A 22,061-nucleotide genomic window follows, 5' to 3' on the forward strand; every position below is an offset into this window, starting at 1 on the left:
AGGCCTCTAAATAGGACTGTTTTTATTTAAATACATAGATATGTTTCTAATATTAATCTTTAAACTTTAAAAACAATGAGCACACAAAGTAAAACAACTGTACTAGAAATGATTGCCTACCGCGGCACGCAACTTATTGATGAACAAGAAAAAGCATTAAAAATATTTGAGTTAACAGAAGAGTTAGCTTCAGATCTTTTTAGCCATGTATACGAAAGAGCAAGTAACACTTCTAAAAAGAGTACAATTTTAGATTTTTTTAGTCAAACAACTACGTTTGATTTATTAAATAATGTTGATATTAAAAATCATCCGTTACAACCGCTTGTAAAAATTCTTGAAAACAAAAGCAAACTATCTGTAGATATGCAATTTACTATGTTTGAAGGAACACCTTTAATGCCTTTAAGCAATGCAGAAGAATTAAACATCTGGTTAAATGTTATCTATGCTATTTTTCATACAAACCAGGCATCAATAAGCGATGCGCTGATTAAAATTTTACGTGCAAACCATGCGCTTAAAAGCACTGTAGATACAGTTGAAGATTTTAAAAAAATATTAAAATCTAAACCTGTATTGCCACAAGAATTGTTTAATGAAGATTTTCATTACGCTACATGGCAGTCACCAATAAGTGCAGCTCCTTCTATCCAGAAGAGCCCGATTACATCTGCCGATACTAAAAAGTTAAAAGCAGTTCAAGCAGAAACAATGGCAGCCGATTTAAAGAAAATGTTGCCAAAGGTTGAAAATTTACAAACAACGTTTGAAAAACAGTATAAAACTGCATACGATGATGCTATTAACAGTTATGTAGCAGATACAAAGCATTTAGTAACAGAGCATCAAATACAAGTCAAAAATGCCTTGTTAAATTCTTCTGAAAGATTGGGTGATAAGATAATGAAATACACATCAGACAACCCTTATCTACAACCCGATTCGATACAGAATATAGATTTACCAAGATTTGCGTTTAACATGCAGCCAAGCATGAACATTACTTATTTAAAAAACACTTTTACCGATCATGAAATTCATCTTTTGCTTTACTCATTAGATTATGATTTCTCACAGGTAACCCAAAACAGCAGTGAAGTATCATACAGCGGCGCAGATAATTTGTTAAGCGGTTTCCCTGATTATACGCAGTGGGCAAAAGCGGTTTCTGATAAAATTCATGACTTAAACCAACAGGTTATAGAAAACACATCGGTAGGACAACCTTTTGTAAAGATCGGATCATTTTTTATGCCGGTAACCGAAGAAATTAACAGCCAACCTTTAAGCTTTAAACTGATATCAAAAACAAATGATTTTCAGGAGAATGTATCGTTAAATTTCAACATCCCGAATTTAGATGATGAAATAGAAAGTATCCGTTTTACACGTACAATAAATGGAGAAGTGTTCGAGTCGCAAATCATGGCAGACAAGTTTAAACGAACAGGTAATTTTTTATCGGTAGATCGTTTTGATAAAATAGATCGTTTGCCTTCTACAAATGCAACTGCTTATAAAATTGATTTTGTTTTAAACGACGGAAGTTTATTCAAGATTTCTGATGCTGTTTTACTACCTAATAGAGGTATTGGCGGTCCTATTTCTACCGAAGGTTCTACCAAAGTAAACGAAGACAAACTTTTAGAACCGTATGTACCTTCGGGCTTTGGTGTAAAACAATTAGGTGTTGCCGATTATAAAAAGGTAGTACAAACGGTGAAGTGTTATGAAGAAGGCGAAGTATCGCATATCGAAAACATTATGGCTCGTGAATATCGTGAAAAATCGTCAAGAAGTTTCCGCCATAAAGAAAATACCACCACAAGTTCCACCTCATCACAACATGAAAAAATTAAAGATACCGCATCTACATCTCGTTACGAAATGCAAAGTGAGGTTTCTAAAATTGCTAGAGAAGATCAGAATTTTGCCGCTAATGTAAGTGGCACATATAATAGTGGTGGGGCAGTAGGAAGCCCTTCTTATAGTATAACTGCTGGAGCTTCTTATGCTACCAACAATTCACAAGAAGAAAGTAGTCATCAAGCCATTCAAAAAGCACAAGAACTTACCGAACGTGCAGTAAACCGTATTGTAACCAATGTATTAGAAGAACGTATACAAACCGTTATTGAAGAATACGAAGAAACCAACCGCCATGGATTTGATAACCGTGAAGGCGAAAACCATGTAGTAGGTGTGTACCGTTGGGTAGATAAGCTGTACAGCAACCAAATGGTAAATTATGGTAAACGCATGATGTTTGAGTTTATGGTACCCGAACCGGCACGCATACACAAACTGGGCACCAAAAACAGCACCAGTATTGTAATGCCTGAAGATCCACGGACTACTAAAATTCAAAATATGAGTAGTGCTGGAAATTTAAGTGAAACTATAGCAAGTTTTTGGGCTGCTAAATATAATGTTGCTATAACTCCATTACCTGCACATGAAATATTTGTTGGTAAATCTTTAATTGCAGATTTAGATCCTACAAGGGAAGTTAGACACATTAACTATGGATCATTCAAAGAAGAAATAGAAATACCTGAAGGTTATAAAACCGAAAAAGCTAAAGTTATCTTTTCTGCCATTGATGATAATGATCCGAGAGAAGCCAAAGGAGTTATTATAAATGTTGGTAATAAACAACTTAGTGACACAAGTAAACTACCTTTAGTACGCTCAACGAATTCATCTGTGAACTCATATAGTCAAATAGATTCATTTGTAGGTATTATACCAATTTCTGCAACATTTGCAAATTATTTTTCAGGTTCAATTTCAGTATCTATAAAATGTAAGCGTACTGATGAAGCATATAAACAATGGCAACAAGAAACATTTAACGTTATTATTACTGCTTATGAAGACGCTTTAGAGAAATACAATACAAAAGTTGCTGCAACGAATGGTGAAAAAGATAAAACCAACCCATTGTTTTACCGCCAAATTGAAAATATTGCATTGCGTAAAAACTGTATTTCTTATTTATTGAATGATAAAGTTATGGGTGGCATTACTCTTTACGAAGGTAATACAGCAGACAAATACAAGGTACTTATGCAAGAAAACCTGGATAAGTATGCAAGTTTGGTAAAATTCTTAGAGCAGGCGTTTGAATGGGATATTATGTCGTACACCTTTTATCCATATTATTGGGCAAACCGTACGCAATGGAACAATCTATATCAGTATAATGAATCAGACGATGCTTTGTTCCGCAGCTTTATGCAATCGGGTATGGCACGTGTAGTAGCTACCGTACGCCCAGGATTTGAAACAGCTGTTGCATGGTTTTTACAAACCGGGCAAATCTGGAACGGAAGCGAAGCACCTGTAATTAACGATGAACTTTTTGTAAGTGTTATTGATGAAGTTTTAGGAGCTGTTGCTACCGAAGAAGGTGAACCATGGATTACCCGCGTACCAACCACACTTACCATTTTACAGGCACAAAGTATAGGTTTAGAGGTAACCTCTGCCCTACCTTGCGATTGCGACGGTGAAGACTGCGACAGTAACTTTAAATTAAAAGAACACACATTAGGTGTACCAGCTACACCGCCAGAAATTTAATATTTAAGGTGCGGTTTATCCGCACCTTTTTAACCTAAAATCATAAAAAATTATGGATAATATATTAAATCAAAAAACACGAAGCTTTTTTGATGAAGTAGATTTGTTTAAACAAGCAGCAAACACATTTACTGTATTTGAAAGCATAAAAACAAAAGAAAAATATGTAAGTCCTTTTTATGCAGAAAACGGGATAAAACCCGGGCAAAATATTGTAACCGATAAGCCCATTTCTGATTTTAATTCAACAGGCATTGACGATAAAGGAAATGAAGGGATGGCTTATAGTAATCATATTATACAGTTCAATAACGGAACAGAGGTATATGATGCTTTTAAGAAAGACCAAGAATCTATTCCTACAGACTTATTAAGAATGTATTATGAAGAACCAAAAAATGATGGTTTCTTTAACTTTAGTGGTAAAATTTGTTTGCTTAATATTGGTTCTGCATTTTATGATAATATCATAAAAAAATTTCCTGAATCGACAACAAGCTTTTATCACAAAAAGGAGGAAAGAGTCTCAATGGATGTTAATAGCCTAGAAACTCAAGCAAAGTATATTAAAACAATAGTAGATAGTAAACCCCTTAAAAACTCTTTAACCGAAATAGAAATATACCGAGCGCTAAAATTAGCAGCATGGCATAAATCACCAGTAGGTGAATTAAGTGATGCTTTAGGTGGTGTGAACCGAGTATTAACTGAAGCTATAGAATATGTTGCTAATGCTGTGGGTAAAGCCCAAATTGGAGAAGAGAGATACCTTGCAGATAAATACAATGAAGAAAGTTACAAACCATTAATAGGTACATCGCAAACATTACAACTTACAGTAGAAGGGGGCTTTTCTGTATTGCAAACTTTAATACAAGGAGGGCTTAGTTTATTAAAAGAAATTGAAACCGCAGATTTTTTACCAACGGGTTTTAAAACTATTATCAGTAAACTTCAAAATTTTAATATTTATTTAAACCAAGCCATAACTACCATAAAACAAGAATTAAAAGGAATTATTGATGAAACTTGGAAACTAGCTAATGCTTTTATTTGCGGGCTTGTTAATGGGCTTATAAGTACATTAGAGTTTCTTTTACAAATAATAGCTTTTTTAGTTGGGCTTGTTAAAGTACCTAATTACGAAGAATATGCCAAATATAAAAAGCATATAGAATCGTTAGAACAAGTTTTAAACATGCTGTTTGCAGAAGTACCAAATATTTTTAACGGCTTAGTTAAGTTAATTACTAATTTTAAAAACTTTAATGATAAAACAATTCAAGAATTATTTAGCTTTACTAAAGATATTGAAAATATAAAAGATGCCATTTCTAAATATCAAATTGCCTATTATGCTGGTAATATCGTTTTTGAAGTTATTATTGGAGCGTTATTAGCTATATTTACAGGTGGTGCAGGTAATGCAATAAAAGCAGCCCAAACCCTTACGCAAAAAAGTGTACAATTTCTTAAAATTATAGGAAAAGAAGCATTATCAACATTATCATTTGGCATAACCGATCTTGTAGTACTTTTTCAAAGTTTAATAAAACAATTTGTAAAAGCTTGCGAAAAAGGTTTTAAAGGTTTTATAGAATGGATACGTTCTTTATTAAGTAAAGAAAAAAAGCATTTAGATGATGTGTTGGATAATGTTGAAGGAGTTGGTATATATGGAGGGAAAATTTTATCTAAAGCAGATATAGATGATTGGGCAAAGCTGCTAATGAAAAAATTTGAAACAAAACTAGAAAGAGTAGATGGGTTTGATAAACCTGGTATATTAGCACAGTTTAATGCCAATACAAATACCATAAAATATACTGATGATGTAACAGAATACATATTAGTTCATGAACATTTTCATGCGGAAGAGATGTATAAAATAGGATTTAAAAAATATGTAAAAGATGCTCCTTTGGCTGGAACAGAATTTAAGGATTATACTAATGAAAATTGGATACGTCTTTATAAACGAGAGAAATATGTGTATGATCAATTGATGAAAAATATAAAAAAATATAACTTAAATAAACAAGAAATTTCTACACCACCTTTTGGACATGCTTTCCAATATTTTGATGGTATAGTCTTTCGAATGGAACAACTAAATATTCCAATACCTAAAAAATAAAATTATGATCAACAAAGAATTAGAACAAAAATTAGAAACCTTTTTAAATAAGAGTAATAGAAACTTTAATCAAGATTCTATTAATTACTTAGGTTTAAGAGAGTGTGGAACCATTGATGGAAAGATAGGAAAGTTTCACATAATATCATATTTGGTTTCAATATCAAATCAACCTTATGATGGAGATGTATTTTTTTATGCTCGTTTTGATGAGAAAACCAATCAATTAGTAGAAATTGTTGGCCCTCAATCTTGGGAAAAAATAGAAGAATAATATTAAAAAACCGCTTCACAATAAGCGGTTTTTTTTAATCTTATACTAAAACACCTTGATACTGCAGATGAATTTGTGATTGAAACCAAAAATATTTTCAAAACCTGTGGAAGTTGCCGCCGAGAGTTTGTAATGTTAGAAGAATATTTAAAATCAAAAGGAAAAAAAGTAAAAATCATTGTGTTCTCTGATGAAACAATTAAAGGAACTGCTGGTTTAAAGAAAAAATTAAAAATTAAGTAATTATGATTATAAAATATTTATTAAAAGTAAGTCAAAATCCAAAATTAGATGGTTTTAAAAACAGCCCTCTTTCAATAGAAGAAATAGAAAAACTAAAAAAAAATACAATCAAGGAAAAGAATTTCCTAAAGCTTTTAGAGAATATTTATTTCTTGCTGGAGATTTTAATAATTTTGCCTTTGATGATTTAGGTGAAGGTTTAGATGAATTACAAAATATGGCTAAAGATCATTTGGAAAGAACAGGACAAAAAATGGACAAACCTTTTTTTGCTTTCAAGGTCTATGATGCACAATATAGCGTTATTTTCCTAAATGAAACCAATGAAGACCCCAAAGTATATATAATGAATCCCTACGAAGCTAAAGATGGAGGTGATTTAGTTAGAATTCCAACAGGTGGCTTTAAAGATAATTATACATTTACAGAACTTGTAAATGAGAGTATACGCAGAGTAAAAAACAATATCCCTTTTTAAAATAAACCGCTCTATAAAAGAGCGGTTTATTACTTTTCGTAGTTTATTTATAAATATTTTTCGGATGAGACATCTGAATAGAGATGTAATTACAGATGATATAAAATTTCTAACGATAAAACTTTCACAAAGAAACTTTTATCGTGTAAATAGACGATAATTAAAAATATCGCCTAATAAGGCGATATTTTTAATTACATAATATAAACTTTTTAATAAATTTTCTTTAAGTATAATCTATTAACCAACCAACCCGTGATAATTACTAAAGAAATACCACCTGTGTACATTAATAACTTTTGCCAAAAGGTTAAAGATTTTGCAACCGCTACTTCTTTAATAATTGTTTTTTGGTTGGTACTGTGCTTTTCTTTCCATTTTGCATACAGCTTTTGCTCGTCTAAATAACAATCTACCAGTAATTGATTGTTTTGTAACTGTACGCGTGGTTTTTGTAAGGGTGTGGTTTTTCCTGCGATACGTTTTATTTCTTCTAAATAGATTTTAGCATCTTTTACAGTTAAATTGCCTATGTATTGTGAGCTATCTGCCCGAATACGAAAAACGGTATCTTTTTGTATTATAGTTTCGGTTCTGGTTTCGAAAATCTGCTGGTTATTTTTTTTGCATTTACACCCAACTGTAAATGCACATAGTAATATGATTAGTGTTTGTTTCATTTTATACTTAATTTAAATTGAGTTATTTTTCTATCACTTTGTTTCCGTTAGTTACTATTTGATTTCGTTCTGAAATTTTACCGTTTAGTTGTTTGTACTTTTTTAATTCTTCGGTTAAATTTTCTACCTCAACCAAAAGTATTTGGATTCTTTTATCCTGTGAGTTAATGGTGTTTATAGCAACTTCGAGTCTTTTCATGGCATCATCTAACAGTAATTTGTAGAATTCGGCTGCTTTTACTTCGTTTTCTATTTCGGTGGTTTTTACATCTGCATTGTTTTTTCTTCGAGCCAAAAACCAGGTTATTGCTGTTGGAATTACTACTAATGCAATGTCTTGTATGATGGTATTCATTTTAAAAATGTTTAGAATTTATTTTACAAATATAGTTATTTTTCTATTTTATCAACTTAAAAATATAGATTTATTTCTATAAATATATTTATAAAAAACGGAACTGCATGAGTTCCGTTTTCTTTTAAGGTCTAATTAAAATAAATAGCAGCTTCTTCGTTCCTTCGGCGAATTAAACCGTTGCTTTTTTCTAATCTCCCGGTTTTTGGATTCCGAATATTCACCCACTTTTTAAATTCGGCTTCAATGCTTTTATCGTTAGGATTTACATTTACTTTTTTTAGAAGCGTGGAGTTTTTTAATGCTGTTGCTCCCAAATTATAAGTAAAACTTATCAAAGCATCAAACTGATTTTGATTGACCGTAGACTTCACAAATTGCAACACTGCTTTTTCGGCAATCTGAATATGAAATGCTTTTAGCTGTAATGCTCGTTCATTTGTAATTGGCACATCGCTCATTGTAATTTTTACGCCATTTTCATAATAGGTTGCACCATAGCCAATAGTTGGTATTCCGGCAACATCTAAATAAGGTTTGCTTCTAAAGGCTTCGAAATTTGCTATAAATTCAATTATTTTTTTGCTTGCTTGTTTCATAATTTTCAAATACTAATCATAACTAACTAATATCCAAGCATCAACTTTAGGATCCCATATTAAATTAGCATGAGTTTGACATTCAAATCCACCTCCATTACCATAAGGAGATACAATACTTACAGAACTTTGAATTGTTATTTGTTGTCCTCTTGGAACTGTAATATTAATTTGATCGCCAGTATAAATACCTCTATCAAATCTAACAGTTCCACCTGTACCGCCTGAACTTTGAAATACAACATTATAAATATGGGTTCTAATACCTGGTATATCTAAATCAACTATTCCACTTGTTCTTTCGGTTACAGTATAAACATTATCATAAGAACCATAAAATCTCATGGTATCTCCTGTTTCTACAACAACATCTAAATTTCCAGGAAATTCATTTGCTATATCTGTTTCAGGTAAACCATAAGCTACATGTGAATTAAAATACATAGGTACTTGTGAAGCGGTAGGGCCTGGCATTACAGAACTATCAGTAGCTATATTAACAATACCTCCACCACCTGAACCTGTAGCACTAATTGTATTACCAATAATTGATATTCCGCTACCAGCTACTAAAGTATCTTGTTTAGACGACAGTGAATTATACGCATTAACACCTAAAGAAATTTCATTTTTAGTCTGGTTTGTTAAATCGAAATTATAGGTGCTATTACCCGATTGATTAATTGTATGTGAACCTCCACCGGTAATTGCACCGGTTCCCTGATAGGTAATAGTTGCGTTTGATACATTAGGTAAACTTGCAGAAGTTAAAAAACCTTGTGAATTTACCCATGATTGAGATGCATAACCACTCAAAGCACCAGCCGTGATGTAACCTGCTCCATTTGTCAATTGGGTGTTGTTTGTTGGTACACCTAAAACACTTCTCCAGTTAGCAATATTTGTTAAATTTGAACCATCATAGTTTGCTTTTAAAGAAGGATCAAAATTGAACTGATGCCATATTTGCCCTGTTGATCCTGATTGGCTTGAATAAACAGTTAATCCATTATTATTAGACATTTCAAAATTGTGCATAGTTAATAATGGATTTCCCCAATAAATTTGATTTCCAGATTGATAAAAAACTTGTCCATTACCACTAATACCTGATAAATCTGACGACAGTATTCTTTGAATATCCCAATTTATACCACCTGTTGTATTAGAACCGTCAATATTAGCTTTATTATTTAAACCAGTATTGCTTGCAAAATTATTATTTACCCAAGTTTCTGTGGCTGGATCAGCTAAATTACCATCGTGCCATAGATCTTGACCTTTATATTGAATATGATTTATTGATACCGAAAAATTTGATGATCTATCCCAAGGATAATCACCCCAACCCAAATAAACTTCATGCAATATGTCTCCATTTGTTAATGAGCCTATTCCACAAATATTATTTGTATCTGCCAAATTTTTCCAAAACATACCGGTCGCATTCATCGTTGGAGCTTGTTGCAAAATTAAATTTCCTTGACTATCAATAACACCTCCACCAGTCAAAGTTCCTCCTGATAATGGTAGATATTGACCAAGCTGAACATTAGAAACAAAATTGTTATTCACCCAAGTTTCTGTGGCTGGATCGGATAAATTAACATTATCCCAAACTTTTCTCCAATCTGTTCCATTAGCTCCGCTAGGATGATACCAAGTTTTATACCACATCTCTCCTCCATTTCCATAAACGGTATCTGTAGTAAATGCGCCACCAACAGTTCTTGTATGTATGCCATAACTACCATTCATATAGTCCGGAAAATTAGCATTGCCACTACCATTTCCAGTATGTATTCCCGCTATACGATTTTCTATAGGTAAATTATTAAGATCGATATTAGAAGTATAAATATCTCCTCTATTAACTAATCCATTGACCCAAGCCGATTGCCATTGACCACTATTTCCATGATACATAGTTGATATAACACCCTCTCCATTAATAGAAGCCACGTTACCTATACCTTGGTGTCTAAAAATCCAACCTCTATTAGAAGCTCCAGCCATAGTAAAGTAAGTAGCCCAATCTCCATTTACAGAACCCATTGTTCCATAATTTCCTGTAGTTGCAAACATCAAACCATATTCAGGATTATTTGGATTACCATCATATAAAGAAATTCCTTGACCCGTACCTGCTGTCTGACCTATTTTTAAATACGGTGCACGAATTTCAGAAAAAGCATCAATTATACCAGTATCAGAACCCAACAACAAATCTCCTACAGCTCTGACACCAAATCTATCTCCGACTCCTCCTCCAAAAGCAGAACCACCATCAGAACCTATATAGGCGATATCTTTTGAACCATCGTATTTACGATACGTTGAATAGTTACCTGATAATGAATGACCTTGTAATATCAAATATTGCCCTGGAGTTGATAGCTGCAAAGTGCCTGACATTACATCTCCTGCTTTCGAAACATAATTATTCGATAAATTTTGAGTTGCTAAATATGCTTGATTCCATTGAGATGAATCTCCATCTAAAAGAGTCGCTAATCTGCCATTTTCACCAATTCTTAAAACATCTCCTTGGTAGGTTCCACCTGTAACATAATAATTAATTCCGACACTGTCTTGATAAATACTCCAATCTTGCAGTACAGATGTATCATCTAATACTATTCCTTTATTTACATACAGAGTACCATTTACATCCACATGTGTATTAGCTGTTATTTGTCCATGAGAATAAATTCCATAAGTAGGAACTTTTGTTATATCACCATAGGTATATGATGCTAACAAACCGCCTGTTGCAATTTGTTGAGCATTACCATTATCAGTTAAAAAATAGAAAGGATTAGGATTAAAAAATTGTCTATCATCAATTACAGTATTTTTTATTGCTACAGGATTTGTTGTTGTATTACCATTATTTGTAACTTGTTGTAAAGTAGGATTTAGGATAGAGCCTGTAATTCCTAACCAAGTTTGAACCTGTCCTTGTGTTGCAGGTTTCCATAAACCTAAATTAGCATCGTAAACCATTGAATAGTTTATCTGACCTGCTACCGAATTACCATCATAACTCTGGTTATTCCACATTGTTGAATTGTCAGAATTACCAACTTGTAAACCACTATAATATCCACTAGTATTAGCTTTCCCATTTAATACATTCTGCAACCCCGGAATATCAGTAATATCCAAAACAACCTCGCCTTGAGAATTAGCTGCTAATCCATTAATCGATTTTACCACACCAACAAGTAAGGTATTCATTGGAATGGTTACATTTGAACCATCTTCAAACGTAAACATCAAATCATTACCATGTAACTGCACACCTTTAATTAAATGTTCAATAGGTAGATCTATTACGATATTTGGTTCGTTACACTGATAAAAAGTAAGTGTATGCAAACTGCTGTTATAAGCAACATCGTGCACAAAACCATTTAAATGAGGTGTTTCTAATTTAGAATCTAATTCAGACTGTAACCCTGCAACATCGCTAATTGCATGATTGTGTGAAGCAGGAGTAAAACTGGTTGGTTTATTTAATATTTCTGCATCTCCGGATGTTGCACTCCAATCGGCTTTTACATTTACTTGTGCATTTGGCTGAATAGTAGCCAGTTTGTTTTTTTCTGCAACAGTGTAAGCTGCCGTAATTGCATCTAAAATAACTTTATTTGCATGTGTGTGGTTATTTGCATGTGCTGTATCCCAATTTGTAACATCGGCAGGCGAAATTCCATCTAACGTCGATTTGTTATTGTGGGTATGATTATTTACAAATGATCCATTCCAGTTATTTACCATTTGTGTGGTAATTCCATCAATCACAGATTTATTAGAGTGAACGTGTGCCTGATCTATTACCGATTGGGTAAGATTATCTAACACCGTTTTATTACCATGTGTATGCCTTTTTAAATAAGCATCATCCCATTCACTAACTTTAATCGTGGTAGGTAATTGGTAACCGCTACTAAATTGTAATACCTGATTGGTAATTGTTAACCCAGTTGCGTTTGATCCTAACGTAACCGCATTATGTGCCTTACTAGCAGCATTATCCCAATCGTTTACTTTTGATGAAGTAATAGTATCCAAAACCGCTTTGTTTACATGATTATGGCTATTATTAATTGTTGATGATAAAGATCCTGTTGCATTAGATCCATCTCTATCAAGTTTTTGATTTGAAAGATTTCGAAGATCGTCAATTGTATGCAATACATCATCTAATCCCTCAATATCTCTGACGTTATGTGAATGATGCGTTGGCGGAAATTCCGTTGGTTTCCCTGTAATTTCATTCCAATCATGTGAGTGATTTCTCTCTGCTTTTTGGTTTATAGCTTCTTTAAGATCGTCGTGACAGGAACAATCTTCATCAGCATGCAGATCGCAAAAAATGGATCTGTTTTCCTGAATCTTGATCATACCTTCTAAGGCATCTTTATCGCCTCGTAAAAATTTTTGTCTTGCGGCACTTTCAGTTGAAAGTTTTAACAGCTTTTGAAGAATATTATAATCTCCATGCTTCATGTTCTTTTTTATTTGTGCTATTGTCATATCAAAACGTTTTTTATTATACATTTGTCTAATTAAAGAACAAATATAGAAGATAATTTTCAACATTTAAATTTTAATATAGATAATTTTCTATAGTCATGAATAATATTCTAAAAGCGTTTACAAAAGTATCTGAAAATGAAAACATTAAAATAACACAGCTTGAAAAAGTAATTGGTGCAAGCAAAGGTGTATTGTCACGCGCTATTACAAACAATAGTGACGTTCAGGCTAAATGGTTTTTAAGTCTTGTTGAAAATTATCCCCAATATAATATAGAATGGTTGGTAACTGGAAACGGAGAAATGCTAAAACAAGACAATTACAATATTAGTCTTATCAATAAAGATAGAAAAACGACAGATTCAGTCTGGGGAAATCAAGACGTACCTCTTTACAATTTAGAAGCTGTTGCGGGTTTAAAGGAACTTTTTATTAATGAAAATCCGCAGAATATTACAGATACTATAAAAATACCGAATTTACCTAAATGTGACGGAGCAGTAAAAGTAATTGGAGACAGTATGTACCCATTGCTTAAAAGTGGAGATATTATTCTATATAAAGAAACAATACCTGAAAATATTTTCTTTGGCGAAATGTATTTGTTGAGCATTCAATTAAATGAATGGGAGGAATATATCACTGTGAAATATCTACAAAAATCAGAAGAAGGAAAGGATTTTATTAAATTGGTAAGTCAAAATCAGCATCACCAGCCTAAAGACATCCATTTATCGCAAATAACCGCATTAGCAATGGTTAAAGCAAGTATTCGTATGAATACCATGATGTAAGTTTTATTGAAATAAAAAAGCCAGATTTTAAAATCTGGCTTTTTTATTTTATGATTCTTTATGTTTTCTGTTTGATAGTAATGACCAAATAACCGATATTGTCAATACCGAACCTATGATGGCTAACGATATAGAAGAATCGAAATGGTAGTATGGCATAATAATCATTTTTATACCGATGAATGCCAAGATAATTGCCAAACCGTAATGTAGTTTAGAGAACATATCCATTGAATTTGCCAGTAAAAAGTAAAGCGAACGCAATCCTAAAATAGCAAATATGTTTGATGTATAAAGAATAAACGGGTCGTCTGGTGCAATAGCGAAAATTGCAGGAATACTGTCAACCGCAAAAACCAAATCGGTAATTTCTATAACAGCTAAAGCAACAAACAAAGGTGTTACCATTTTTACTCCGTTTTCTACTGTAAAGAACTTATCTCCATGAAAATCTTTGGTTACTTTAAAAAACTTGTGAACCAAACGAACTCCGATGTTTTTAGACATATCCGCACCTTCTTCCTCTTCGCTATCTGAAGCCCAAGATTTAATTCCGGCAATAATCAGGAATATACCAAACACAAACAATACAACGTTTAATTGGCGTGGTTCGCCTGTGTCGGGATCAATTCCTAAAAACGGTAAGGTTATATAGGTTAGTTTTATTAATTCGACACCCGCAAAAATAAAGATCGCTCTAAAAAACAAGGCGCCTAAAATTCCCCAGAAAAGTACTTTGTGCTGATATTCTTTTGGTATCTTAAAAAACTTAAATACGAGAATAAACACAAACAAGTTATCAACAGATAAGGCTTTTTCAATCCAATAAGCCGCTTGGTATTTTGCAAAATTATCGGTAATTCCGTAAGGTTTATCCAAAACCCAATAAACAACGCCACTGAAAACCATAGAAAGGGCAATCCAGACTATTGACCAAGAAAGTGCCTCTTTGTTTGATATGGTATGACTTTTCTTGTTGAAAACACCTAAATCAAGCAAAAGCATTATTACAACTGCAATTGCAAAACCGCCAATTAGCCACGGGTGATTTATTAAATGATCATTTTTCATAGCGTATTAATTTAATTTATCTGTTAGTTTTTTAAATACTTTTTTAGGCTCTTTATTATTGTACAATATGTCGTAAACGGCATCAATGATCGGCGTTTTTGCTTTTAGTTCCAAATTCATCAGATAGGCACTTTTTGCAGCATAATATCCTTCGGCAACCATGTTCATTTCCATTTTTGTAGAAATTACGGTGTATCCTTTACCAATCATATTTCCAAACATACGGTTACGTGAAAAAAGCGAATATCCGGTAACCAACAAATCGCCCAAATAGGCAGAATCGTTTATGTTTCGTTTTAATTTGTGTACTTTCTTAATGAATTTCTTCATTTCGCGAATGGCGTTACTCATTAACAACGCCTGAAAGTTATCGCCATAACCCAAACCGTGCGCCATACCTGCTGCAATTGCATAGATATTTTTTAGCATTGCAGCATATTCGGTTCCCATAACATCGTCTGACGTTTTTGCTTTAATGTAATGGCTTCGCAAACTTTTTACAATAACTTCTGCTTTTTCTATATCACCACCAGCAATTGTCAGGTAAGAAAGTCTTTCCAATGCAACTTCTTCCGCATGACATGGACCTGCTAAAACTGCAATATTTTCGATAGGTATATTGTAGGTTTCCATAAAATGCTGCCCAACAATCAAACCTGTTTCGGGAATGATTCCTTTAATAGCAGATACAATGATTTTACCTTCTAAAGAAACGGTTAATTTTTCCAGTTCACTTCCCAAAAAAGCCGACGGTATGGCAAAAACAACATAATCTGCATAACTTATTGCTTCGTTAATATCGGTTGTTAGCAAAAGCTGATCGGTATCAAACTCTACCGAACTTAAATAATTGGGATTGTGCTTATTAACTTTTAATTCTTCAATTGCAGTATCATTGCGCATGTACCAGGCAATTTCAGACAAATTGTGGCACAGCATTTTAGCAATAGCCGTTGCCCAACTACCACCGCCAATTACTGCAAACTTTGGATTGTTAATCATTCTTATTTTTTTGATTTGCAAAAATAGACTTTTTAAACTTTTTTCAATTTATTATTTTGTTAAGCTTAAATTATTTATGTTTTTGAACAATAAACACATTTTGCTTTGCGTTGTACTTATGATTTTTAATTTGATTTTTTAATAAATTTAAAAAGCGACTTCGTTATTGTTGTCGCTTTTTTGTTTTAAAAAAAGACCCTTTCTTATTTTTATTAAAGATAATCTTTTTAATTATTTCTTATAGAACAAATTATGATTGATGTATTCCCAAACTTTGGCATCTAACATTGGTTTGATATTTTTTTGTTCTTTGATGCTGTTGCGGATGAATGTAGAAGACAATTCTATAATCGGAGCATTTACTTTATGAATGTTCGGATGATTTAGAAATTCTTCCGGAACCTCATCTGTTGAAATTCGAGGATACACATACAGCTGATAATCGTTCAAAATAAACTCGTAATTCTTCCATTTTTTGAGCGATTTTAAATTATCCTCACCCATAATCAGTGAAAACTGATGTTGCGGAAATTTTTCCTGCAGATGCGCCAACGTGTTTACAGTATAATTTGGTTGCGGTAGTTTAAATTCGATATCGCTCGGAATAATTTTATCGTAATCTTCCGTAGCCAGATGCACCATTTGCAAACGATGATAATCTGCCAGCAAACCCGACTTTTTTTTCAGTGGATTATGCGGCGTAACAACCATCCAAAGCTGATCTAAATCGCTGTTTTCAACAATATGGTTGGCAATAATTAAATGCCCAACGTGTATAGGATTGAATGTGCCGAAATACAAACCTACCTTCATAACTTACTTGTTTAAAAAGTTTGAAACCAAGTTACAGGCTTCTTTTTTAGCAGTTTCCAAATCGTGATTTTCCAAAATAACATCGAATTCAGGCGCACGCGAAATTTCACGTTCTGCCTTTTCTAATCGCATAGCTATTTTTTCATCACTTTCGGTTTGGCGGAAACGCAAACGACGTTCTAATTCTTCAACAGATGGCGGACTAACAAATATTGCCAGTGTTTGATCGGGATATTGTTGTTTGATGTTTAAACCGCCCACAACATCAATATCAAAAATTACATGTTTGCCTTCTGCCCAAATACGCTCGATTTCGGTTTTCAGCGTGCCGTAATAATTGTCTTTATAAACTTCTTCGAACTCAACAAAAGCATTTTCTGCAATTTTTTTCTGAAAATCTGCCGGAGAAATAAAATAGTAATCCTTACCATTTACTTCGTCTCCACGCATATAACGTGAGGTTGCAGATATAGAAAAATCTAAACACAATTGCGACTGTGTTAGTAAATGCTTTACAATTGTTGTTTTACCAGAACCCGATGGTGCCGAAAAAACAATCAATTTTCCTTGTTGTGCTGTCATTTATGTAGTGTTGTTACAATATAATTTTACTGTTTTTTTGTCATTCTGAATGAAACAAAGTGGAATGAAGAATCTCTATTGTACATGTTGAGATTCCTCCTTCGTCGGAATGACATTAAAAACAAAAATTATTCAATTATAATATATTTAAAACCTGTTCTTTGATCTTTTCTAATTCGTCTTTCATTTTCACGACCAATTTCTGCATTTCCGAATGATTAGATTTTGATCCCATGGTATTGATCTCACGACCCATTTCCTGCGCAATGAAACCTAACTTACGTCCTGCGTGTTCGTTGGCATTCATTGTTTCCAAGAAATAATCTAAATGATTGGTTAAGCGCACTTTTTCTTCGTTGATATCTAATTTTTCAATGTAATAAACAACTTCTTGTGCGTATCGGCTTTCATCGATATTCACTTCCAATTCCTTTAAATTTTGTAGTAAACGATCTTTAACCGTTTTAATTCGATCTTCTTCGTAACCTTCAATTTCCTTCATAGAACTGCGAATGCTTGAAACTCGGTTAACAAAATCGTTCCCCAATTTCTCGCCTTCCTGTCTGCGGAATTCATTGATATTTACAAGTGCCTGGTTTAAAACCTTTACAATCTCGTTCCATTCCTGTTCATCTAATTCGCAACGCTCCACTTTTAAAGCATCGGGCATGCGTACCGCCATTTTCATTAATTCGGTTGCATCGGCATCGGGAATAATGTTTTTCATCTGCGCGATATACGCCTTAACGATCGGTGCATTTAAGGTTGCCGATGTTTCTTCGCCGGTAACTTCGATAAATACAGAGCATTCTACTTTACCGCGTTCTAACTGCTGGGCAATTACATTGCGAATTTCCAACTCTTTTTCTTTATAAGGTTGTGGTAAACGTACGCTTAAATCTAAATTTTTTGAATTTAACGATTTAATTTCTACCGTAATTTTTTTTAATGGCAACTGCACCAATGCTTTACCAAAACCTGTCATTGAATAAATCATACCGAATTATAATAAAGGTGCAAATTTAGTAAATTGTAACATACCTTGTTAAACTATTTGTAAAACAAAAAGCTGCCTTAAAAAAAGACAGCTTGTGTTATATTGTTCTTTATTTTTATTCTTCGCTTTTCTGAAGCAGAAATTTATAGATTAATCCACCTACGATAGCTCCTGCAATTGGTGCAGCCCAAAACAACCACAGTTGCGATAAAGCTTCGCCCTGTACAAAAAGCGCCTGTGAGGTAGAACGTGCCGGATTTACCGATGTATTAGTAATTGGAATAGAAATTAAATGTATTAACGTTAACGCCAAACCAATAGCAATACCTGCGAATTTACCATTTGCCCATTTATCGGTAGCTCCTAAAATAATGATCAGGAAAAATGCTGTTAATAAGAATTCCGCTAAAAACGCAGCTGCCATACTGTAACTTCTACCTGCGTAACCTTCCATTTCATAGAAGTTGGTTGCAAATGCTCCAGCTCCTTCTATCTTAAAAGCTCCGGCTCCGTTTAAAATTAAATACAAACAACCTGCTGCAGCCGATGCACCCAATACTTGCGAAACAATATACGGAAACAGATCTTTAGCAGGGAATCTGCCACCTGCAAATAATCCGAAAGAAACCGCCGGATTAAAATGACCGCCCGAGATGTGCCCCACCGCATACGCCATTGTTAAAACGGTTAAACCAAAAGCTAGTGAAACACCCGCCAAACCAATACCAATTTCTGGCACACCGGCTGCAAAAACTGCTGCGCCACAGCCACCAAATACCAACCAGAAAGTTCCGAAGAACTCTGCAAATAATTTTTTCATACAACTTGATTTTTCTAAAATTCATGTTAAAACTACTGTTTTAAAATAGAAAATCAAGTTTGTATCCTTAAAATACCATAAAAATGCTACTGATTATTCTTGGTGTTAATTATTGACTTTTTGCAACATTAATTCGATAGTTTTAGGACTGTTTCCTACAAAAATCTGATCGTTGTAAATAATTACCGGACGAGCCAAAAAGGTATAATGCTCTAAAATGTATCGTTTAAAATCATTTTCTGTTAGATTTTCATCTTTTAAACCCATTTCTTTATAAAGTTTTGCTCGTTTGCTAAACAAAGTCTCATAACTGCCTGTCAACGCGTACATTTCTTCGACTTGTTTTACAGTTATAGATTCTTCTTTTATGTCTTGTAACTGAAACTGTTCAATATTTTTAATTTGCTTTAAAATACCTTTGCAAGTATCGCAGGTTTTTAAGTAGTAGATTTTTTTCATTTTTGAATTTGATTCCATTAAAAAAGCAAGTTAGTAATTTACCAACTTGCTTTAAAATATTTTGATGAATTTGATTAATTCTCTTTTTTGATAAGATATAATTTATCAGACAAACGAATGCGGAACGGAACAGCAAATGTAATTTTATCATCTGCTTTTGCTGTTTCGGCATCTTTTCCGTTTACTTTGAAAGCTTCTAAAACAAAACGTTCTTCTCCGGTTGATGGTCCTGCAATCAGCACCTCATCGCCAGCTTTTAATTCGCTGTTTGTAATGGTGAATTGTGCTACCGATGCTTTTGTGAAATAATGCGCACCATGACCTACCAATATTTTACGTTCGTGTTTTTTCTTGCGGATTTCGGTTACGATTGCAACTTTAACAGGAATGACCTCTTCGAAAACATTACGTTCTTTTTTAAACTTCAACGCATCGGATTTTCCTTTTTTAAAGATCAGATTTCCTTTTTGAAGCCCTTTTCTTATTACTTTTTGTTCTTCAATCGGTAACTGAATAATATCCAAACACTCGTTAGAACAACAGCCGTGCATTTGTTCGTGGCATTCATCGCACTGAATAAACAGCAAATGACAACCTTCGTTGGCACAGTTTACGTGGGTATCGCACGGTTTTCCACATTGGTGACAGTTGGCAATAATATCATCGGTAATACGCTCGCCCAAACGGTGATCGAACACAAAATTTTTACCAATAAACTTGCTTTCCAATCCTTCAGCTTTAACTTGTCGCGTGTATTCTATAATTCCGCCTTCTAACTGAAAAACATTTTCGAAACCTTGATGTTTAAAGTACGCACTGGCTTTTTCGCAACGAATTCCACCGGTACAATACATCAATAATTTTTTATTTTGTTTATGATCTTGCAATTGTTCGTTTATAATGGGCAACGATTCGCGAAAAGTATCAACATCAGGCGTAATGGCTCCTGTAAAATGACCAACTTCGCTTTCGTAATGGTTACGGAAATCTACCAAAACTACATCGGGGTCGTTCAACATTTCATTGAATTCCTTCGCATTTAAATGAATTCCTTTATTGGTAACATCAAAAGTAGCATCGTCTAAACCATCGGCAACAATTTTATTTCGCACTTTAACCGTTAGTTTCAAAAACGATAAATCGTCTTGTTCAACCGCCACATTCAAACGAATTCCTTTCATAAAATCGTATGCTTCCAAAGTTTCTCTGAATGCTTCTAAATTTTCTGCAGGAACGCTCATTTGTGCATTGATACCTTCGTGTGCAACGTATGTTCTGCCCAAAGCATCTAATTTAGACCATGCAAGAAACAAATCGTTTCTAAATTGTTGTGGATCCTGGATTTTTGCGTATTGATAAAAAGAAAGTGTGATACGGTTTTGCCCCGCTTCTTCGATTAGCTGAGCGCGCTGTTCGGCGCTTAAGGTGTTGTACAGTTGCATGCTATAAACATTTAAGTGATAAAATTGAGTAAAAAAACCGGACTCTAAATGGAAGAATCCGGTTGCAAAGTTATGATTTAAATTTTTAAAGTTCAAATGACGAAAATCATTGAATTTTAAAGTTTTTAGTATTGATAAACGATATTGTTGTTCCAACCATCGATATCTATTTGAACCGTATTTTGACCAGCCATTTGAAAAGGAGTCAAATCAAACGAAACTGTTTTTTGAAACACCGCCAGACATTCTTCTTTATTAATTAATTCTACTTTTGCATGAAACAAAGGCGGATAAATATTAGTAGTACTTGCTACGCCAATTAAATTCATGTCCCAGTTATTTGGATTGCAACCGCTTGAAGATAGGGTGATTTCTAAACAATCTCCGTTTAAAACTACATTCGTGATTCCGTAATTGGCTGTATTTACTAACGGAAACGCCACATGATCTAACACAGCTTTCTCATTGCATTTTGATCTTATTGGATTTTTTATATGATCATCTAGAAAATCGCAAGAAACAAAAAATACGCCCAAGAAAAGCATTAAAAAGAATCCGAATAAATTTGTACTTTTTTTCATAATCTGTTTATTTACAAGTTTATAGATGTAAATGTAATAAATAAATCCACTGAACAAAAAATTATTCAGTGGATTTTAAATTTTACAAAATAGTTCTTAAACTTTTTCTAAATAAAAAGAATATTCCTTACTTTTTACCTTGCATAAAAGCTTTTGTATCATTCATTGGTTTTGTAGATCCGCGATGACAGGTTGCGCATTCAATAGCGTTTTTGTATTGATCGCCAATTGGGGCAAATTCTTTTGCATTTAGCTCGTTCGTAAGCTTAATCATGTGGCGGGCAATCTCTTTTTCATGTTTCTCATCTGATGATTTATCCATGGTATGACAATGATTGCATTTTACACCCAACGCTTGATTATAGCCTTTCATTAACGACATTAAACTGTCTTTTGAAATATCTTTTGGTAGGATTTTCAGGTTTTTAAAACCGTCTTTCGATAGTTCCTCATACTTTTCTGTATGGAAATTGTTGTTGAAAGACATTAACACAAAGCCCACCAACAAAAAACTGAACATATAAATTAAATTCTTTTTCATAACTAATAATTGTTTTACTAAAGTTACAAAAACATGTTTAACCTAGATATTCAGTAATGT

21 protein-coding genes are annotated in these 22,061 nt (G+C 33.4%); 7 read left to right on the forward strand and 14 right to left on the reverse strand.

All coding sequences use genetic code 11. The annotated features are described in order from the left end of the window. The first annotated feature begins 75 nt into the window (after positions 1 to 75). The 6 genes from F0460_RS11205 (at position 76) to F0460_RS11225 (ending at position 6,720) form a co-directional block, all read left to right on the forward strand. Positions 76 to 3,588 carry a hypothetical protein gene (locus tag F0460_RS11205; protein ID WP_150013248.1) on the forward strand — a complete coding sequence of 1,171 codons (3,513 nt, stop codon included), beginning with the start codon at positions 76 to 78 and terminating at the stop codon, positions 3,586 to 3,588. 52 nt (positions 3,589 to 3,640) lie between these two features. Beyond that, complete coding sequence (locus F0460_RS11210; RefSeq protein ID WP_150013250.1) at positions 3,641 to 5,725, forward strand: hypothetical protein; 2,085 nt, start codon at positions 3,641 to 3,643, stop codon at positions 5,723 to 5,725. Positions 5,726 to 5,729: 4 nt separating this feature from the next. Further along, positions 5,730 to 5,999, forward strand: coding sequence for a hypothetical protein (locus F0460_RS11215; RefSeq protein WP_150013252.1), 270 nt, complete (start codon positions 5,730 to 5,732; stop codon positions 5,997 to 5,999). A gap of 75 nt (positions 6,000 to 6,074) precedes the next feature. Further along, entirely contained in the window at positions 6,075 to 6,242 is a 168-nt protein-coding gene (locus F0460_RS16195; protein WP_190304141.1) for a hypothetical protein, read from the forward strand. 2 nt (positions 6,243 to 6,244) lie between these two features. Then, positions 6,245 to 6,433, forward strand: coding sequence for a hypothetical protein (locus F0460_RS11220; protein WP_150013254.1), 189 nt, complete (start codon positions 6,245 to 6,247; stop codon positions 6,431 to 6,433). 26 nt (positions 6,434 to 6,459) lie between these two features. Next, positions 6,460 to 6,720, forward strand: coding sequence for a hypothetical protein (locus F0460_RS11225; protein ID WP_150013256.1), 261 nt, complete (start codon positions 6,460 to 6,462; stop codon positions 6,718 to 6,720). Between the two features lie 212 nt (positions 6,721 to 6,932). On the opposite strand, the gene F0460_RS11230 is transcribed toward F0460_RS11225, so the two are convergent. From F0460_RS11230 to F0460_RS11245, 4 genes are all read right to left on the reverse strand, one after another. Next, complete coding sequence (locus tag F0460_RS11230) at positions 6,933 to 7,400, reverse strand: hypothetical protein (RefSeq protein ID WP_150013258.1); 468 nt, start codon at positions 7,398 to 7,400, stop codon at positions 6,933 to 6,935. 22 nt (positions 7,401 to 7,422) lie between these two features. Beyond that, entirely contained in the window at positions 7,423 to 7,755 is a 333-nt protein-coding gene (locus tag F0460_RS11235; RefSeq protein ID WP_150013260.1) for a hypothetical protein, read from the reverse strand. 131 nt (positions 7,756 to 7,886) lie between these two features. Beyond that, a complete protein-coding gene (locus F0460_RS11240; RefSeq protein WP_150013262.1) occupies positions 7,887 to 8,354 on the reverse strand; it encodes a lysozyme in 468 nt (155 codons plus the stop codon). Positions 8,355 to 8,366: 12 nt separating this feature from the next. Next, the gene (locus F0460_RS11245; RefSeq protein WP_150013264.1) at positions 8,367 to 12,896 is read right to left on the reverse strand and encodes a hypothetical protein; all 4,530 of its coding nucleotides are present in this window, start codon (positions 12,894 to 12,896) and stop codon (positions 8,367 to 8,369) included. 98 nt (positions 12,897 to 12,994) lie between these two features. Between F0460_RS11245 and F0460_RS11250 the strand changes: the two genes are divergently transcribed. After that, positions 12,995 to 13,693, forward strand: a complete 699-nt coding sequence (locus tag F0460_RS11250) for a S24 family peptidase (protein WP_150013266.1) — start codon at positions 12,995 to 12,997, stop codon at positions 13,691 to 13,693. Between the two features lie 48 nt (positions 13,694 to 13,741). Here F0460_RS11250 and F0460_RS11255 read toward each other — a convergent pair whose 3' ends face one another. The 10 genes from F0460_RS11255 to F0460_RS11300 form a co-directional block, all read right to left on the reverse strand. Continuing rightward, positions 13,742 to 14,764, reverse strand: coding sequence for a TerC family protein (locus tag F0460_RS11255; RefSeq protein WP_150013268.1), 1,023 nt, complete (start codon positions 14,762 to 14,764; stop codon positions 13,742 to 13,744). A gap of 6 nt (positions 14,765 to 14,770) precedes the next feature. Then, positions 14,771 to 15,766, reverse strand: coding sequence for an NAD(P)H-dependent glycerol-3-phosphate dehydrogenase (locus tag F0460_RS11260; protein WP_150013270.1), 996 nt, complete (start codon positions 15,764 to 15,766; stop codon positions 14,771 to 14,773). A gap of 231 nt (positions 15,767 to 15,997) precedes the next feature. Beyond that, the gene (gene nadD / locus F0460_RS11265) at positions 15,998 to 16,579 is read right to left on the reverse strand and encodes a nicotinate (nicotinamide) nucleotide adenylyltransferase (protein ID WP_150013272.1); all 582 of its coding nucleotides are present in this window, start codon (positions 16,577 to 16,579) and stop codon (positions 15,998 to 16,000) included. 3 nt (positions 16,580 to 16,582) lie between these two features. Further along, complete coding sequence (gene gmk / locus F0460_RS11270; RefSeq protein ID WP_150013274.1) at positions 16,583 to 17,161, reverse strand: guanylate kinase; 579 nt, start codon at positions 17,159 to 17,161, stop codon at positions 16,583 to 16,585. Positions 17,162 to 17,297: 136 nt separating this feature from the next. Continuing rightward, positions 17,298 to 18,158 (reverse strand): YicC/YloC family endoribonuclease, encoded by an 861-nt coding sequence (locus tag F0460_RS11275; protein WP_223810805.1) that lies wholly within the window; start codon positions 18,156 to 18,158, stop codon positions 17,298 to 17,300. Between the two features lie 115 nt (positions 18,159 to 18,273). Next, positions 18,274 to 18,999, reverse strand: a complete 726-nt coding sequence (gene aqpZ / locus F0460_RS11280; protein ID WP_262714209.1) for an aquaporin Z — start codon at positions 18,997 to 18,999, stop codon at positions 18,274 to 18,276. Positions 19,000 to 19,083: 84 nt separating this feature from the next. Beyond that, a complete protein-coding gene (locus F0460_RS11285) occupies positions 19,084 to 19,437 on the reverse strand; it encodes an arsenate reductase family protein (protein WP_150013278.1) in 354 nt (117 codons plus the stop codon). Between the two features lie 74 nt (positions 19,438 to 19,511). Next, complete coding sequence (gene trhO, locus F0460_RS11290; RefSeq protein ID WP_150013279.1) at positions 19,512 to 20,879, reverse strand: oxygen-dependent tRNA uridine(34) hydroxylase TrhO; 1,368 nt, start codon at positions 20,877 to 20,879, stop codon at positions 19,512 to 19,514. 125 nt (positions 20,880 to 21,004) lie between these two features. Next, positions 21,005 to 21,460 carry a hypothetical protein gene (locus F0460_RS11295; protein ID WP_150013280.1) on the reverse strand — a complete coding sequence of 152 codons (456 nt, stop codon included), beginning with the start codon at positions 21,458 to 21,460 and terminating at the stop codon, positions 21,005 to 21,007. Positions 21,461 to 21,587: 127 nt separating this feature from the next. After that, on the reverse strand, positions 21,588 to 22,001 hold the full coding sequence (locus F0460_RS11300) for a c-type cytochrome (RefSeq protein WP_150013281.1): 414 nt from the start codon (positions 21,999 to 22,001) through the stop codon (positions 21,588 to 21,590). Positions 22,002 to 22,061 lie beyond the last annotated feature (60 nt).

The sequence above is a fragment of the Paenimyroides baculatum genome (genome assembly GCF_008629655.1).
GTDB classification, from domain to species: domain Bacteria; phylum Bacteroidota; class Bacteroidia; order Flavobacteriales; family Flavobacteriaceae; genus Flavobacterium; species Flavobacterium baculatum.

Excerpts from the sequence above, each read along its gene's own strand:
- F0460_RS11205 (WP_150013248.1), top strand. The coding sequence starts at position 76 with ATGAGCACACAAAGTAAAACAACTGTACTAGAAATGATTGCCTACCGC.
- F0460_RS11210 (WP_150013250.1), top strand. The coding sequence starts at position 3,641 with ATGGATAATATATTAAATCAAAAAACACGAAGCTTTTTTGATGAAGTA.
- F0460_RS11215 (WP_150013252.1), top strand. The coding sequence starts at position 5,730 with ATGATCAACAAAGAATTAGAACAAAAATTAGAAACCTTTTTAAATAAG.
- F0460_RS11220 (WP_150013254.1), top strand. The coding sequence starts at position 6,245 with ATGATTATAAAATATTTATTAAAAGTAAGTCAAAATCCAAAATTAGAT.
- F0460_RS11225 (WP_150013256.1), top strand. The coding sequence starts at position 6,460 with ATGGCTAAAGATCATTTGGAAAGAACAGGACAAAAAATGGACAAACCT.
- F0460_RS11230 (WP_150013258.1), bottom strand. The coding sequence starts at position 7,400 with ATGAAACAAACACTAATCATATTACTATGTGCATTTACAGTTGGGTGT.
- F0460_RS11235 (WP_150013260.1), bottom strand. The coding sequence starts at position 7,755 with ATGAATACCATCATACAAGACATTGCATTAGTAGTAATTCCAACAGCA.
- F0460_RS11240 (WP_150013262.1), bottom strand. The coding sequence starts at position 8,354 with ATGAAACAAGCAAGCAAAAAAATAATTGAATTTATAGCAAATTTCGAA.
- F0460_RS11245 (WP_150013264.1), bottom strand. The coding sequence starts at position 12,896 with ATGACAATAGCACAAATAAAAAAGAACATGAAGCATGGAGATTATAAT.
- F0460_RS11250 (WP_150013266.1), top strand. The coding sequence starts at position 12,995 with ATGAATAATATTCTAAAAGCGTTTACAAAAGTATCTGAAAATGAAAAC.
- F0460_RS11255 (WP_150013268.1), bottom strand. The coding sequence starts at position 14,764 with ATGAAAAATGATCATTTAATAAATCACCCGTGGCTAATTGGCGGTTTT.
- F0460_RS11260 (WP_150013270.1), bottom strand. The coding sequence starts at position 15,766 with ATGATTAACAATCCAAAGTTTGCAGTAATTGGCGGTGGTAGTTGGGCA.
- nadD (WP_150013272.1), bottom strand. The coding sequence starts at position 16,579 with ATGAAGGTAGGTTTGTATTTCGGCACATTCAATCCTATACACGTTGGG.
- gmk (WP_150013274.1), bottom strand. The coding sequence starts at position 17,161 with ATGACAGCACAACAAGGAAAATTGATTGTTTTTTCGGCACCATCGGGT.
- F0460_RS11275 (WP_223810805.1), bottom strand. The coding sequence starts at position 18,158 with ATGATTTATTCAATGACAGGTTTTGGTAAAGCATTGGTGCAGTTGCCA.
- F0460_RS11285 (WP_150013278.1), bottom strand. The coding sequence starts at position 19,437 with ATGAAAAAAATCTACTACTTAAAAACCTGCGATACTTGCAAAGGTATT.
- trhO (WP_150013279.1), bottom strand. The coding sequence starts at position 20,879 with ATGCAACTGTACAACACCTTAAGCGCCGAACAGCGCGCTCAGCTAATC.
- F0460_RS11295 (WP_150013280.1), bottom strand. The coding sequence starts at position 21,460 with ATGAAAAAAAGTACAAATTTATTCGGATTCTTTTTAATGCTTTTCTTG.
- F0460_RS11300 (WP_150013281.1), bottom strand. The coding sequence starts at position 22,001 with ATGAAAAAGAATTTAATTTATATGTTCAGTTTTTTGTTGGTGGGCTTT.